Origin of the sequence: Salinispira pacifica (assembly GCF_000507245.1) — a bacterium.
GTDB classification, from domain to species: Bacteria; Spirochaetota; Spirochaetia; order DSM-27196; family Salinispiraceae; genus Salinispira; species Salinispira pacifica.
This window is the reverse complement of record NC_023035.1, coordinates 880,323-894,573: the sequence shown is the minus strand read 5'-3', so window position 1 is coordinate 894,573 and position 14,251 is coordinate 880,323. Positions and strand designations below refer to the sequence as shown.

Below are 14,251 nucleotides of genomic sequence, written 5' to 3'. Positions count from 1 at the left end.
TTTTACATAATCGGTTACTGAGGCGGAATTATTCAGGGATTCAGGAGGAAAGACCAAGGCGAAAGATATCGGCCCGCTGCCGGGCAAAATCATCCACCGTCTGTTCTGACTCCTCCCCTTCCCCTTCAGAGCCTGAAACATGGCGGATGTGGGCAGGCTGCGTCAGAAAAAACAACGCTCTGCTCACCGCTCTGTCTCCGGGCAGGATTCCCAGGGATTGACCCAGGGACAGACGGCTCAGCAGCTCAAAACTCTCCCTGAGTCCGAGCAGTCTGCTATGCCGCAGCACGGCATAATCCCTCCACAGTACATCTATAAATTCGAGGGTTCCGCCTTCCATCAGGGATCTGCGGGACTCCCTCTCATAATGTATAAATTCTAACACCACTAAAGCAAGCTTTTCCAGTGTTTCCGCCTCATTATCACCCAGAACCCCTCTGCAGCTCAGCTGATATACCTGGCCGAGACTGGAATCCCCCCGGGAACCGAAGGAACTGAGCTGCATTCCCTCTCTCTGGGCGTGGGCCAGAACTTCACTGAAATTTCCGAACCGGGACAGAGCAGGTAAATGCAGCCAAATATCAGCCTGAATGCCATTACCCACCCGCTCAATTTTGCTTCGCAGATACCCAAGATCCATGGATACCGCATAGCTGAAGCGCTGCTCCAAAATGTCATCCATTTTCTCCAGTGTCTGGTACTGCAGGTTGGGCTGAAACCCGGGCATGAAACTCAGCAGAGAAAAATGATCCTGACTGTTCACCAGGAACGCCCTGTTGCCGGAACTGTCCCGGTACAATCTCCGGCCCGGCCGCCGGGGATCGGCGGACTCGGGAAGACACAGCTCTTCCCTCAAAAGAGTGATGGTGTGATCATCCGTTCCGTTCAACTCATAGGATCGGGATTGGCCGTACATGTTCCGTACCGACTCATCGCATCCCGACAGCAGCGGGAGAAGGGAAGAACTGTCCATCCGGTGGGGAAAGAGGAATTCCTCGGCATTTCTGTTCAGGGACATCCGGGAGAGAAGCACCACATCGTCTTCATCCCCCTCCCCGGTCATCCAATCAGGCAAGGTTGAGAGAACGGCGGATAGATCATCGTGCTTACTCATGTTCATCCCCCCGGGGTTTTCCCTCTTCCGCGGCACTTCCTTCTTCCCGGGCTTTTCCATCTTCCCGGCCGTTTTCATCTGCCGGGGCTTTTCCCGCCCCATGGCTCAGTGGCCGGCCTGAGGGCTTTTCCTCCCCTTCCAGCTCGGCGATGGCGGCCCTCAGCCTGGCGGCCAGCTCGTAGTTTTCCTGCTCAAGAGCCCGCCGGAGCTCCAGCTCCAGCTCGGGTTTTTCAATCAGCAGGCTTTTTACCCTCCACAGACGACGGGGAAGCTTGCCCCGGTGACTGTTGCGGTTGGTTACCCGGCGAAGCAGCGCAGTAATTTCGCTCTTGAATACATCGTAGCAGCGGGCGCATCCTGCAAGTCCCTGCCGGCGGATCTCCGCATAGCTGATGCCGCAGGAATCGCAGACCCTGCTGTCCCTGGGCCCGACGCCCCCGGGATCCAGTACGGCGGTGAGGAGATCGCCGGTCTGGGGCCGGATCCCGCTTTCGGGACGTTCTATTCCAAGAATGGAAGCGCAGTTTGTGCAGATATTCACCGTTCGCTCTTTTTTTCCCAGCATCTGCCGGAGTACCAGAATATGTTCATCGCTTGAACAGATCTCGCAGACCCCGGCGCTCTCCGAAGCAGCCGACTCATCTCTTCCGGTTCCGGCGGCTTCTTCAGGATTCGGGCTGTTTTTGTCTTCAGAATTTGACATGTATGCTCCTCGGGATTTTCCCCCGTTCCTTTCCGGGTTCTGGAATGCTCAATGCCGGTGCAGAAGGGAAATGGGATCCAGCCGAACGGCCCTGCGGGCGGGAAGAAGGGACATTACCACACTGAGCATAATTGATACGCCTGCCATAATCAGCACATCGGCGGGGTGCAGGTTCACCGGTATACTGCTCAGATAAAAATCGGGATTAAACAGCTCAAAGGGAATATAGACATCCCTGGGAGAAATCAGACGGGTTTTCAAATACCCTGCGGCATTCACAATATATTCCAGGATTCTGACAATCCCGTTTACATTATACGCCGCCAGGCTTCCCAGTGAAAGCCCCAGAACGGTACCGATGGTACCGGTGATTCCCCCTGCGGCAACGAACACCGCCATCAGCTGGGAGTTGGGCATCCCCATGGCCTTGAGGACGGCGATCTCCTCCTGCTTCTCCAGTACCAGCATGATCATCGCGGAGCTGATATTTACTGCGGCAACCAGAACGATGAGCACCATAATGAACAGGAGCAGATTTCTGGTGGTAATGAAGCTCATATACTGGCTGCGCTCAAGATCAAACCAGGTGTAGAGTCTCCAGTCCGTATCCAGCCCCTGCCGAAATCGGTAAATAAACGGAGTTTCGCCCGGCCTGTCTGCTGTGCTGCTGTCCGGCAGATCGATAAAACTGAGATTCCCCGCCTGGGGATCCAGGGAAAAGGGGTCCATCACCTTGATCCCGATTATTTCCCGTGCCTCCCCCGGAGGAATTACCGACATGGCGTCTTCACTGCTCATGAACACCCATAATGCGTCAAGTTCCCGGTACCCGCTGGAAACAATACCCGTAACGGTGAAGGCGCTTACCTTGGGAAGCAGCCCCCGTGAACCGTCGCTCCTGGCGGTAATTACCCTCACCCGGTCGCCGGGTTCCAGTCCCAGAGTATTGGCCACATTCTGCCCCAGAACGATGGATCGGGGCTCTTCAAGATTGAACTCCCCGGCGTTCACTTCCATGTAGCGGCGGAAGCCCCGGTCCTTTTCATACAGCTGAGGGTCGATTCCCCGGATCTGAACCCCGTTGTGGCCCTTTCCTCCGGCAAGAAGTCCCAGCCCCTGCACCTCCCGGTATGCACCGATCACCTGGGTATACTCCAGGGCTTTTTCCTCCTGGACCCGGGAAGTCTCGGCTCCAGCCCTTCCCCGGGACACCAGCTGGATATGGTAACTGCCGGTCTCAAGATATCTTGCGGTAATTCCGCTGATCATTCCGTTTGCAACTACAAACACCACCACAAGGGGAATGAGGCTCAGGGTAATCCCGATCACTCCTCCCCGGACCCTGCGGAAACTGCTCCCCCGCCGGGACTTTCCTTCGCTGAATCCCCGTGAGCCGAAGAGAAAGCGGAGTGTAACAGAGCCGAGAAAGCCCAGTCTGCCTCCGCCGCCCGGGGGTCTCTGATTTCCGATACGCGGGGAACTCATTGCTGGAGCCTCCCCCTGGTGAGATGGAGAGAACGGTCCCCTCTGGCAGTCAGACGCTGATCGTGGGTTACAATAATCATGGTCCCTTCCCGGCTGCGCACCAGATCGAAAAGAAGATCTTCAACCTCCCGGCTGCGCTCTTCGTCCAGACTGCCTGTGGGTTCATCCGCCAGTATGAGAGCCGGGTTATTGATCAGTGCCCGGGTGATCGCCACCCGCTGCCGCTCCCCCCCGGAAAGCTGATGGGGCAGATTATCCATCCGTTCGCCCAGGCCCACCCGGTCAAGGAGCTCCCTGCCCCGGGACTCGGCTTCATGGCGCCGTTCCCCGGCAATCAGAGCCGGGAGAATGGTATTTTCCAGTGCCGAAAAATCCCTGAGAAGATGGTGAAACTGGAAAATGAAGCCCAGCTTCTGCTGGCGATAGGCAAAAAGCTGCTGTTCCTTCAGGGAACTGACCCGGATATCCTCCACGGTCACCGTTCCCCTGTCGGCGCTGTCCAGTCCCCCCAGAATATTGAGCAGGGTTGTTTTTCCCGACCCGCTTTCACCGGTAATAATGGTGATCTCTCCCCTGGAACATTCCATGTTCAGATTATCCAGGATGGTAATCCCGCTGCTGCCGTTACCGTAGCGCTTCTCCAATCCTTCAACACTCAAATATGATTGACCGTTCATCTCATCTACTCCTTGTTGATCCGGGCCTGTTCGATGCGGCCGTTTGAAAAGGGATTATTCATCATTCAGCACCTCTCTGGGCTTGAGGCTGGATACCCGCCGCGAAGCTGCCAGGGCGGAGATCATGGCTGCTGCAAAAGAGAGCAGGCATATTCCCATCAGTTCACCGGGGATAATGCTCACCGGCACTTCTTCCAGATAAAAATAGCTGGGAGAAAATATGCTGAAATTGGTCTGTCGGCTCAAAAATGCCACTGCGGCCTCAACTGCAGAAAAAATTCTGTTGATATTGGCGGATATGAGGGTGCCGGCACTCAGCCCGATGAGGGTTCCCAACAACCCGATGAGCACCCCTTCGAATACAAAAATCGTTCTTACATCCGTATCTGAAGCGCCCATCACTTTCAGAACGGCGATGTCCTCCATCCGTTCATGTACCGACCGCCTCAGCCCCTGAAAGATGTTCACACCCACAACCAGAAATATGAGACCCACCAGAAAAAACATCATGGTCTTCTCCACCCGAAGAGCCCCGAAAATACTCCGGTTGAATTCTCTCCAGCTGATAATGGAATTTTCACCCAGGGAGGGAAAGCGGGAGCGAATTCGCTGCATGACCAGGATATCTTCAAACCGGTTATCGATTTTCACCGCCATCTCCATCCGATAGCCTGCCTGAAAACGTTCCCTGGCGGTTTCCAGGCTGATAAAGCCCCAGTTGCGGTCAAATTCATAGTATCCGCTCTCGAAGGTCTCCCAGACCTGGAGCTCAATGCTCACCGGCTCCCGCAAAGATATGGAATCGCCGCCCAGACCGGTCAGCTGAATATAGTCTCCCTGTTGAACCCCCAGAAAACGGGCAAGTTCCCTTCCAAGGATTATTGAGTCCCCGGGAATCTGTGTGCCCTGCTCAAGCTTCAGGCGCCGGGCAAACTCTCCGTCCCGGGAAAGAAGCTCCGGATCGATACCCTTGAGAATAATGGACTGGGTACCGCTGAAATATCCCTGCACCAGGGCCTGGGTCTCAATAATCGGAAAGGCCATGGAAACACCCCGAAGCTCTTCCAGCTCCTGCGAAGAGGGCAGATCCGGAAGTGAGGCCACTTCTCCCTGGTCATCTGCGCTTCCAGAGGGAATTCTTAAATGAAAACTGTTCAGCTCAATAAGATCTTCAATGGTGTTCATCTGAAAACCGTTCATCACCGAGATGACGGTGATCATGGTCAGAACACCCACCGCCAACCCCAGAATTGAAAGGGATGCGGTAACCGAACTCCGGGACTTTCGCCTGCTTTTCAGCAGCCTTCCGGCGATGAACAGAATCCACTCCATCCGCCTGAATCCGCGTCTTCCTGCCCTGTTGTGTCCGGACGGTCTAATCATTCCCTTCGTCTCCCGATGCCTCGCCGTACTCCCGGCGGCGGACCACCTGACCATTCACAAGTTCTTCCTCATACATCCGCCTCTCTCCTTCGAAATAGACCCGGAGTACTGCATTTCCCCTGACATAGCGGGTTTCCGTTCGCCCGTTTTCTTCATACTCCACTCTCCGGATAATGCTGCCGTCCCGGGTGCTTATCACCTCCGAGAGATCGCCTCCATTATAGCGGTACCTGGTTTCCAGCATCCCCAGAGGCCCCTCATAGCGCTCTGAAAGGATATCTCCGGCGTCGCTGTAGCTGAATATCCGCTGTTCCTCTCTTCCGTCGGGATACAGACGTGTAGAAGAAAGGAGGAGATTATTATCCTGATACCGCCGGATTTCGCTGCCTCCCCCGGGAAAGCTCTCCTCTTCTATGCGCATTCCCTGGGAGTTATAGCGAACTTCGACCATGGAATTCAGGGAATCCCGGAACTCCAACCTCCCGCCGTCATCATAGCGGCGCAGACTGAGAATATCCCGGTGCTCATCCCGGATGATTTCCCGAAAACCTCTTCCGCTGTCCCGGGCCAGGGAAAATTCCCGGATCCGGCCGTTTTCCCATCTGGTCTGGGACAGGAAGCCGAAGGAGCTGTCATACAGATTCTCCGAAAACAACTCCAGCCATCCCGGAGACGAGTAATGAAGCTCCAAAAGTAGCAGCGTTTCCAAAACGAACCCCGGGGAGTTGGGCTGATTCACATCCCTTCCGGCAGCCGTTCCTCCCCGGGAATCCGGCCAGGAAAGAAGCGGGGCTCCGGGAAGGGTGACCGCAGCTTCCTGAGAGCCGGGAAGGGTATCCCGGGATCGCTCCATGCCATACAGCTTCACCCGGGTTCCAAGATACTCCCCGGCTGATCCTCCGCCGCCTGCGGATGAATAGAGGTGGAGCATCATCAGACGGTAGGTGGAAAAAAACTGCTGGGACCGTGCCCTCAATGATCCGGGGACCCGATCCAGCTCCCACTCCCGGCGCAACAGGAGATACCCATCATTCCCGGGAGTCCCGACCTCAGGAGCCCGGGACGGAATATCCGGCATTTCTGTCCTCACCCTGGGGGAACGAAGCTGTTGTCCGGTCACCCAGGGTCGCGGAGCGGAAAAGATGCTTTCGACGTACCCCCGGGGGATTTCCCCCAGAACCTGTTCCAGCTCCGACAGGCCGGAGGGCAGATGTGAGTACTCCCGGGGAAGCACATAGGGAGGTTCACCATCATCCTCTGAAGGACGCTCCTGGCCCTGGAGGGGAGCCACAGCGGGGCGGGCGGTGAGAATTATGAGCATTGAGCAGACCCATTTCAGAGCTGCGGGGAACCGAAGCCCCATGAGCTGACTTCCCCTGGACTGTCTGCCGTTCACCTGATTCCCTTCACTCATTATCCTTTACTCGTTCCCCTTCACTCGTTACCTTCCAATCCCATTACCCTTCGATGGCGGACATGATGCTTTCCACCAGTGCTTCAGGATCCATGGGACTAATATCCCCGTAGCCCTCGCCGGTGCCCATGTAGGCAAAGGGAATTCCGAGAGTTCTGCTGATACTCAGGGCAAGGCCGCCCCGGGCCCGTGAGTCATACTTGCTGAGAATAATGCCGTCGATCCCCAGAGCCTGGTGAAATACTTCGGCCTGCTGAATGCCGTTCTGGCCTGTTGTGGCATCAATTACCAGAATACGGCGGTAGGACGGGTCATCCACCTTGCTGCGGATTACCCGGTCAATCTTCTGAAGTTCTTTTACCAGCTGACTCTTGTTGTGCATTCTGCCGGCAGTATCCGCCAGAAGAATTCCCTCACCCTTGGCCTTGATGCTCTCCAGTCCGTCAAAAATCACCGCTGAGGGATCTGCACCCTGTCCCTGCTGAAATATTTTGATTCCCAGACGCCCGGCGTGTACGGCAAGCTGATCAACCGCGGCGGCGCGGAACGTGTCGCCCGCGGCAAAGCTGACGCTGCGCCCGGCATCCAGCCAGCGCCGGGCAAGTTTGGCCATTGATGTGGTCTTACCCACACCATTCACCCCAAGCACCAGATAGATGGCATTATCATTATTTTCCGGATCAAGGTTCACCGTCAGAATCATTTGACTGATCACATCCCTGACGAAGGATCTCAACTCTTCCGGTGAGGAGAGCTTGCCAGCCTGGGAGGAATTCCGCAGCTCATCGGATATCTCCATGGCGATGGAAGCCTTGATATCAGCTTCAATGAGGGCGTCTTCCAGCTTCTCGTAAAATCCCTCGCTGTGAGGGCCAAGTTGGAAAAGCCGTCTGATCAGGCCTCCGGGTTTCTGCTTCTTTCTGAACCATTTAAACATGTCGCCTTCCAATATATTTTGATGGGGTTCCGTAAGTACTCAATATCCCAGCACTCCCCGGGCCTGTTCTGCGGTCCGGAGATACTGTATCAGCTGATCGCCGGTGTACACCAGACTCAGCAGGGCAATGCTTGATGCGGTGAAGGTCAGCGTTCTGGAGCTGTATATTTTCACCCGGTGCATACTCTGATCCTGCTCCGGCCAGCTCTGGAAATCTGCGGCGCTGAGATTCAGGTTCACTCCCTGGGCAATCAGCGATGTGAGCCCGGATACGAGAGTTACCCCCAGAGCGCCGTAAAACTGTCTGCGGTCCCTCTGCATCTGCAGCTTCCAGTCCACGCTGTCCGGAGGCAGGCGCAGCCTGAGCACAGCGCCGGCATCCGGGGGGAGCCGGAGATATGAAGTCTGCACACCTTCGCCCCTGAGTTGAAGATACCGGGTTTCCCGTTCCAGATCCAGCAGAAGGGGGGTAACCCCGAGAAAACTGCTGCCGTCGAATACCTGTGTTCCCCGGGGGATGGTGTGAAGAGCCAGCCGTCCTGCCGGTTCTCCGGGAGGAGGCAGCGTGAGCCCGGCGGTTTCGCCGGCATCAAGCTGTATCTTCTGATCAACAACCATCCGGGAGCCCAGGTAGACCTGTACTCTCCTCAGACCGGGATCCAGCACAGACAGAAGGGCCGGAGCGGTTCCCCGATACTCATCATCCACGTACACCCGGTAGCGCTTCCCGGGTGTGTTCTCTCCGGTATCTGAAGCAATGGGTTCCGTGCCGTTTTCCTTGGCCCGGATCCCCTCTTCGCCGGGCTGTTCTCCATTCTCCCCTGCAGGGATGTCAGCATTCTCACGGGGAAGAGTGATTTGAAGGGAGGCAAAAGGGGCATTGTACAGATCACCGGCTATTTCCCTGGAGATATATTGCTTGATGGAATCCAGCGCTTCTATGCTTTTAATACTGAACAGCCGGGATGCGAGAACCGGCGATTCCGGCGCCTGGATGTAGGGACTGATAAGCATAATATCAACAAACGCATAGCCTTCCTGGATCTGCACATGTCCGCCGATGAACAGGTCTGCATCCAAACGGGCGGACATTTCTGTGAGGAGACGCGGGTGGACGCTCCCCTCTGACCGGAGCTGTGCCCGCATACCCCTGGCATAGGAGCGGTAATAGCTGGTCGGCAGATCGGTAACGCTCTCTATGGCCAGATTCCGCCGCCGGGGAGCAGGGTTCTGTTCCAGCACCGGGGCTGGGGCATCCTGCTCATGGGCTGTAAAGTCAGCTTCAAGGGCATGCTCATACCCCTCTAGCTCTGAACTGCTGAGACTCCGGGTTTTTACATATGTGAGGGCTTCAACCACCGCCTCGGGCATGCTTTTGGCCAGAGGAATACTCCTGAGTACATCAGTATCATCTGAGATGAACGGGAGCACCGCCACCTTCCAGGTTCGGGAGTATTCGGCTTCCAGCCGCTCCCGGATACCGCCGTCCCCTTCTTCTCCGGAAAAGGTTTCAACACTACCCCGGGCATGGATCTGCAGAGGTGCAAGCAATATCAGAATAGATAACGAAAGAAGTCTACAGGCGGCTCTGATCATAATCCTCCGCGCTCCACCCTGCGGCGGGCCCGGATCAGAGCGTCTTCCACACGCTCGGATGTGAAGGGTTTGACAATATAATCCAGGGCTCCCATATTCAGGGCCCGGAGAATCAAGGTTCTCTGATCTATGGTACTGCACATAATAATGCTTCCACGGGGATTTATGCCGAGCATTTTTTCCAGGGCCTTCATACCGTCCATGACGGGCATGTTGATATCCATAAGGGTCAAGAGGCCGGGATTTTCCCGGAACATTCTCACAGCCTGTCTGCCGTTTACCGCCTGGCCGGCTACCTGAAAGCCCGCTTCTTCAACGGCCTGTGTCATGAGCATGCGCATAAAGGGCAAATCGTCAACTACGAGAACATTCATTTCTCCGGCCTCCGGAATTTACTGACTCTCATCCCATTTCATTTTCAAATAGGACTCGATAAAATCATCGATACCGCCGTCCATGACGGCCTGAATGTTGCCGGTTTCCGTTTTGGTCCGGGCATCCTTCACCATTGTATAGGGCTGGAAAACATAGGAACGAATCTGGGATCCCCAGGAGATATCCAGTTTTTCCGCCGCATTCTCCTGCTTTTCCTCTTCCTGCTTCGCCTTGTAATAGTCATACAGACGGGACTTGAGCATTTTCATCGCCCTGTCCTTGTTCTTATGCTGACTCCGTTCATTCTGACACTGGACAACGATGCCGGTTTCCAAATGGGTGATCCGCACCGCTGAATCGGTTTTATTCACATGCTGGCCGCCGGCACCTCCCGCTCGGTAGGTGTCCACCCGGATATCATCAGGGGCCACATCCACATCAATTTCATCATCAATCACCGGGGATGCGTACACCGAGGCAAAGGATGTGTGGCGTCTGCCCGAGGAATCGAAGGGGGATATCCGCACCAGGCGGTGAACCCCGGTTTCGCTCTTCAGATATCCGTAGGCGTAGGCTCCGTCCACTTCAAGGGTAACGGATTTAATGCCCCCCTCGGCCTCCTGAAGATCCAGGGTCTGTGCCTTGTATCCGCGGGATTCGATCCACCGGCTGTACATTCTCAACAGCATGCTCACCCAGTCACAGGCCTCGGTGCCTCCTGCCCCTGAATGAATGGTAAGATAACAGCTGGCCGGATCATGCTGGTCCGAGAGGAGTTCAAGAACCCGCAGCTTATCGTAGCGGTTCTGCAGCTCCTCCAGAGTGGCCCGGATATCATCTTCCAGTGAGTCATCCCCTTCAGCCTTGGCCATTTCAAAAAGATCCAGCAGATCATCAATCTGCCCGGTCATCTCTTCCCATGGCTCCCACCGGTCCCGCATCTGTTTGATCTGGGTCATGATTTTTTCCGCCCGGGCTCTGTCGTTCCAGAACTCGGGATCGGAGGTTTGTCCTTCAAGCCGGGCCACTTCCTCTTTCAGTGCATCCGAGTCAAAGAGACCTCCATGTGTCATAGATTAAGCTCTGGAGCTCTTTTATGGGTGTTTGCAATTCTTCAAGCATGTATTCCTCTCTTAAAATATAATATATATGAGATTTCCGCAGTAAACCGGTCATAAAGCCGGAGATAGACATATAGACAACAGGGAAATTGCCGATTATTGTAACAGAAGCAATGAAAAGTGCAAACGCCGCCGCAGAAAAATTGATTATTCTCATGCTTATGATGACTGCGCTTATCGTCCTCCCTGCTGCAGCCCAATCCGGGGAACTGCCCGAAGAGGATCTTTCGGAAAGTCAGGTCTTCACTCCCTATGTAAGCCGATTCCGCACCGCTGTAAGCGGCAACAAGGTCCGGCTCACCTGGATCGACGTGCCCGAACTGGAAAATGAGCGCTACCGTCTCTACCGCAGCGATTCGGAAATCTTTCCGGGTACTCTGGATGAGGCCATGGCCCTGCAGGATATTCCCGAGGGTACCCAGTCCTATGTGGACGAGCTGCGGAAAAACGGCGCCTACCATTACGCCCTGCTGACACTGGATGAAACCGGGGAAGAAATTCCCCTCCTTATTCCGTTTCAGAATAAAACCGTACTTGCAACGGTGATCAACTCATTTCCCGAGGAATCCCGGGCTGCGGGCATTGCGGCCATCAAAGCATCCCCCTCCGACGATTCCATCCAAATCAGCTATGACGTGGTGGGAAATTACGGAAATATCAGTCTGTTCCGGAGCACATCCCCCATTCTGAATTTCGATGATCTGGAAACAGCTCAGAAGGTTGATGAATTGCCCCCGGGTCAGGAGTCCTACAGTGACTTTGTGCTGCCGGGAATTCCATACTATTATGCAGTGGTGGATGATTTTGCCTCGGATGAAGATGGTGAAATTCTGGTGCGGGGACAGAATACCCTGGCGGAACCGGTGGAACTGCCCCTGGGTTCGGGGTTTACATCCCTGCGACAGGGATCCGGTGAGACCCTTCCCATTCTGGTTCTGAATACCTCAGTTGTCAGCGGCGACAGGCTCCCCCCTTCCGGGGTGGAAATTCCATCCAGAACCGGCATCAGCGAAAACACCAGGCAGGCGGTTGCCTCCCTGATGGAACCAATAACTCTGGACAGCAAGCCCCGGGCCCTGCCGGATATTCTTCCCCGGGAACGGGAACTCAGTAAAGCTGAGGGCCGTGACAGAGTACTGGCGGAAATCGTACAGGGAAGTTTTGCTCTTGAAAATTATGATATTGCCCGGCGGCAGCTGGAGCGGCTTTTGAGTCTGTCACCCACCGGCGAGCTCGGGTTCAGAACCCGGTATTATTACGCCCAGAGTCTCTACTTCCTGGGAAGAATTCAGGATGCCTTTCTCCAGTTCCTGCTGCTCCAGGAGGACGGCTACAGCATCATCACTCCCTGGATGAACCGCATACTGGATGAACTCTCCTGATCCCTCAGCGCTTCGGCAGGGGTGAAAAGGCAAGACTGATATCACATTCCATGGACTCTCCGGGCTCAAGATCAAGCTTCCAGCGGGGAATAATTGTGGACGCCTGATAAATTTCCCGCCACCGTTCCCTGTCCAGGTGCTCGGTGATCTGGGGGATGCTCCAGCACGGGACTTCCCCGGAAAAATCCACCTCAATCTTCACCTTGTTGAACAGATCCTCGAAAATGAACCCCGTGGAAGACTCAATGTCCAGCAGGGAAGGCCCGATTTCAACTTTTTTGCTTTTATTCACCTTGGAATAGAGCCGCAGATACTGCACGTCATTGGATATGAAACTCAAATTCATTTCCGGAGCGAAATACTGAAGCGCCTTCCGGTCCGAAATGTTTTCTATCCGGTATTTCACCACGATGGATTTTTTATCGAAGTAATAGGTCTTTTCAATTTGCATGGGAATGGATTCGTGCTCAACATTGACCATTCCCTGGCAGCTCAGAGATAGTTCGGTCTTTTTTTTCAGCGCACTTCCGTTTCCCACAACTTCATAGGGATCGGCAATGAAGCTGCCGGAATCCTCGAAACTCATCTGTTCGAATTCATGAATTCCCGTATCCTCGCTGAGAAAATGATCCACGAAGCTGCGGCGGGGATAGTTGTCATAGCCCCGGGCTTCCTGAACCGGGCCATGGTACACCTCAGGATACCGCCCCATGTTATCCAGATAATTCCAGGGGGAAGCAAGATAATCCAGCTCAAACAGAATTCCGCCCTGTGTGTGAACGTATGCGTTGATGTAATTGCCCTGGTACAGATATTCATCAATACCGTCCATATCAAAATCGTAATTGGTCACCGATGGGGCAAATATGCCTTTTTCCCTGGTCATCAGCTCAGAGCGGATCAGAGAGGAATATATCTCTTTCCGGTAGTTATTGAAATAGACGCCTCCCCGTTCACCGTGCCATAACGGCATATGGGTCTGCCCATGCCAGAGCTCTTCACGTGCTGCCTGCTTGCGGTATTTGTCTCCCCGGATCTGAGCTGTCAGGCTTTGTACAAACTGCATTTTGGCGTACATGAGGTTCACTTCCGAGTAGCGGCCCAAATTCTGACGGAAAATGCTTCCGTAATAATAGCCGGTGCGCCCCACGCCGGAGGTTATGGTGCCTTTTCGCCGGAGATAGCGCTCCAATGCGCTGATGGAGCCGTATGCCAGCATTTCATCAAATGAGGTAGCAGGAAAATAGCCCCGGGATCTTCTGCGGTTTTTCCGGAGATATTTGGCGGGAAGCAGGGTTTCAACCTTTTTTTCCTGGATCAGGGAATCCAGCCGACCCAGTATTTTCTCCATATGCTCCTCAATGATCCGCGGATCCAGGGTACCGTCCTCGGCATCCTGGTGTATTCCGTGAATCATGGTGAGAACCTGATCCTCCCGGTCTGCCTGCACCGATTCGATCTTCTTCTGAATCCGGTCGGGGCTCATGCTCCAGAAATTCTGCCGGACATCGTGGGAGATGGGAAATACCACCATGGTTTTGCCCTGATCTTCAGTAATGCAGGGAGTATTGAAATCCCGTTCCTCAAAACCGGCTTTCCAGAAATGGTATTCATCCAGAAACACGAAATCCATGCCTGCGGATTTAAAGCTGGAAGGCATTACCGGCTCCCAGATCTGTTCGGTAACCCAGCAGCCCCGGGGCCGTCGTCCGAAATTCCGGCGAAGATATGTTGTGAGCAACTCTATTTGACCGATACGGTCCTGTTTGGGGATGAGACTGAAAACCGGCGCATAGTATCCGCCGCCGATCAACTCCAGCTGACGGCGCTTCACCATTTCTCCGATCACATCAATGAATTCGCTGTGATTCTCTTCTATCCATTCCAGAAGGCTTCCGGAAAAATACAGCACCATGCGCACACGGGGGTGTGCATAGAGAACTTTCAGAAGGGGGCGGTAATAGCTCTGATACAGGGTTTCCATTTCATCCGTAAGGAGACCGAGGGGAGGAGAATGTGCGCTTCCGAAAATGACCTGGGTTTGATTCATGATAAACGTGTACC

The 14,251-nt window shown here is 54.6% G+C and carries 12 protein-coding genes; 1 reads left to right on the top strand and 11 read right to left on the bottom strand.

The features are described 5' to 3' along the window. Positions 1-40: 40 nt before the first annotated feature. The 10 genes from L21SP2_RS03890 to prfB form a co-directional block, all read right to left on the bottom strand. A complete protein-coding gene (locus L21SP2_RS03890) occupies positions 41-1,114 on the bottom strand; it encodes a hypothetical protein (RefSeq protein WP_169730417.1) in 1,074 nt (357 codons plus the stop codon). After that, positions 1,107-1,817, bottom strand: a complete 711-nt coding sequence (locus L21SP2_RS16820; RefSeq protein WP_024267187.1) for a UvrB/UvrC motif-containing protein — start codon at positions 1,815-1,817, stop codon at positions 1,107-1,109. The genes L21SP2_RS03890 and L21SP2_RS16820 overlap by 8 nt, the downstream gene beginning before the upstream one ends. A 48-nt stretch (positions 1,818-1,865) precedes the next feature. After that, the gene (locus L21SP2_RS03880; protein ID WP_024267186.1) at positions 1,866-3,302 is read right to left on the bottom strand and encodes an ABC transporter permease; all 1,437 of its coding nucleotides are present in this window, start codon (positions 3,300-3,302) and stop codon (positions 1,866-1,868) included. Then, positions 3,299-3,979, bottom strand: coding sequence for an ABC transporter ATP-binding protein (locus tag L21SP2_RS03875; RefSeq protein ID WP_024267185.1), 681 nt, complete (start codon positions 3,977-3,979; stop codon positions 3,299-3,301). Before L21SP2_RS03875 ends, L21SP2_RS03880 begins: the two co-directional genes overlap by 4 nt. A 54-nt stretch (positions 3,980-4,033) precedes the next feature. Then, positions 4,034-5,362, bottom strand: coding sequence for an ABC transporter permease (locus L21SP2_RS03870; RefSeq protein ID WP_024267184.1), 1,329 nt, complete (start codon positions 5,360-5,362; stop codon positions 4,034-4,036). Beyond that, positions 5,355-6,776 carry an RHS repeat domain-containing protein gene (locus L21SP2_RS03865; RefSeq protein WP_024267183.1) on the bottom strand — a complete coding sequence of 474 codons (1,422 nt, stop codon included), beginning with the start codon at positions 6,774-6,776 and terminating at the stop codon, positions 5,355-5,357. The genes L21SP2_RS03870 and L21SP2_RS03865 overlap by 8 nt, the downstream gene beginning before the upstream one ends. A gap of 43 nt (positions 6,777-6,819) precedes the next feature. Continuing rightward, complete coding sequence (gene ftsY / locus L21SP2_RS03860; RefSeq protein ID WP_024267182.1) at positions 6,820-7,713, bottom strand: signal recognition particle-docking protein FtsY; 894 nt, start codon at positions 7,711-7,713, stop codon at positions 6,820-6,822. 39 nt (positions 7,714-7,752) lie between these two features. Further along, complete coding sequence (locus tag L21SP2_RS03855; protein ID WP_024267181.1) at positions 7,753-9,309, bottom strand: hypothetical protein; 1,557 nt, start codon at positions 9,307-9,309, stop codon at positions 7,753-7,755. Further along, positions 9,306-9,683 carry a response regulator gene (locus L21SP2_RS03850; RefSeq protein ID WP_024267180.1) on the bottom strand — a complete coding sequence of 126 codons (378 nt, stop codon included), beginning with the start codon at positions 9,681-9,683 and terminating at the stop codon, positions 9,306-9,308. Before L21SP2_RS03850 ends, L21SP2_RS03855 begins: the two co-directional genes overlap by 4 nt. An 18-nt stretch (positions 9,684-9,701) precedes the next feature. Beyond that, positions 9,702-10,806 (bottom strand): peptide chain release factor 2 gene (prfB, locus tag L21SP2_RS03845; protein WP_144082914.1). Its coding sequence is split into 2 segments (ribosomal slippage): positions 9,702-10,745 and positions 10,747-10,806, totalling 1,104 coding nucleotides; the frame shifts between segments, so codons are not numbered across the junction. A gap of 112 nt (positions 10,807-10,918) precedes the next feature. Between prfB and L21SP2_RS03840 the strand changes: the two genes are divergently transcribed. Further along, positions 10,919-12,187, top strand: a complete 1,269-nt coding sequence (locus L21SP2_RS03840) for a hypothetical protein (RefSeq protein WP_144082913.1) — start codon at positions 10,919-10,921, stop codon at positions 12,185-12,187. A 4-nt stretch (positions 12,188-12,191) separates the two neighbouring features. Here the strand turns inward: L21SP2_RS03840 and L21SP2_RS03835 are convergent, their stop codons facing one another. Next, positions 12,192-14,237 carry an alpha-amylase/4-alpha-glucanotransferase domain-containing protein gene (locus L21SP2_RS03835; protein WP_041401131.1) on the bottom strand — a complete coding sequence of 682 codons (2,046 nt, stop codon included), beginning with the start codon at positions 14,235-14,237 and terminating at the stop codon, positions 12,192-12,194. Between the last annotated feature and the right edge of the window lie 14 nt (positions 14,238-14,251).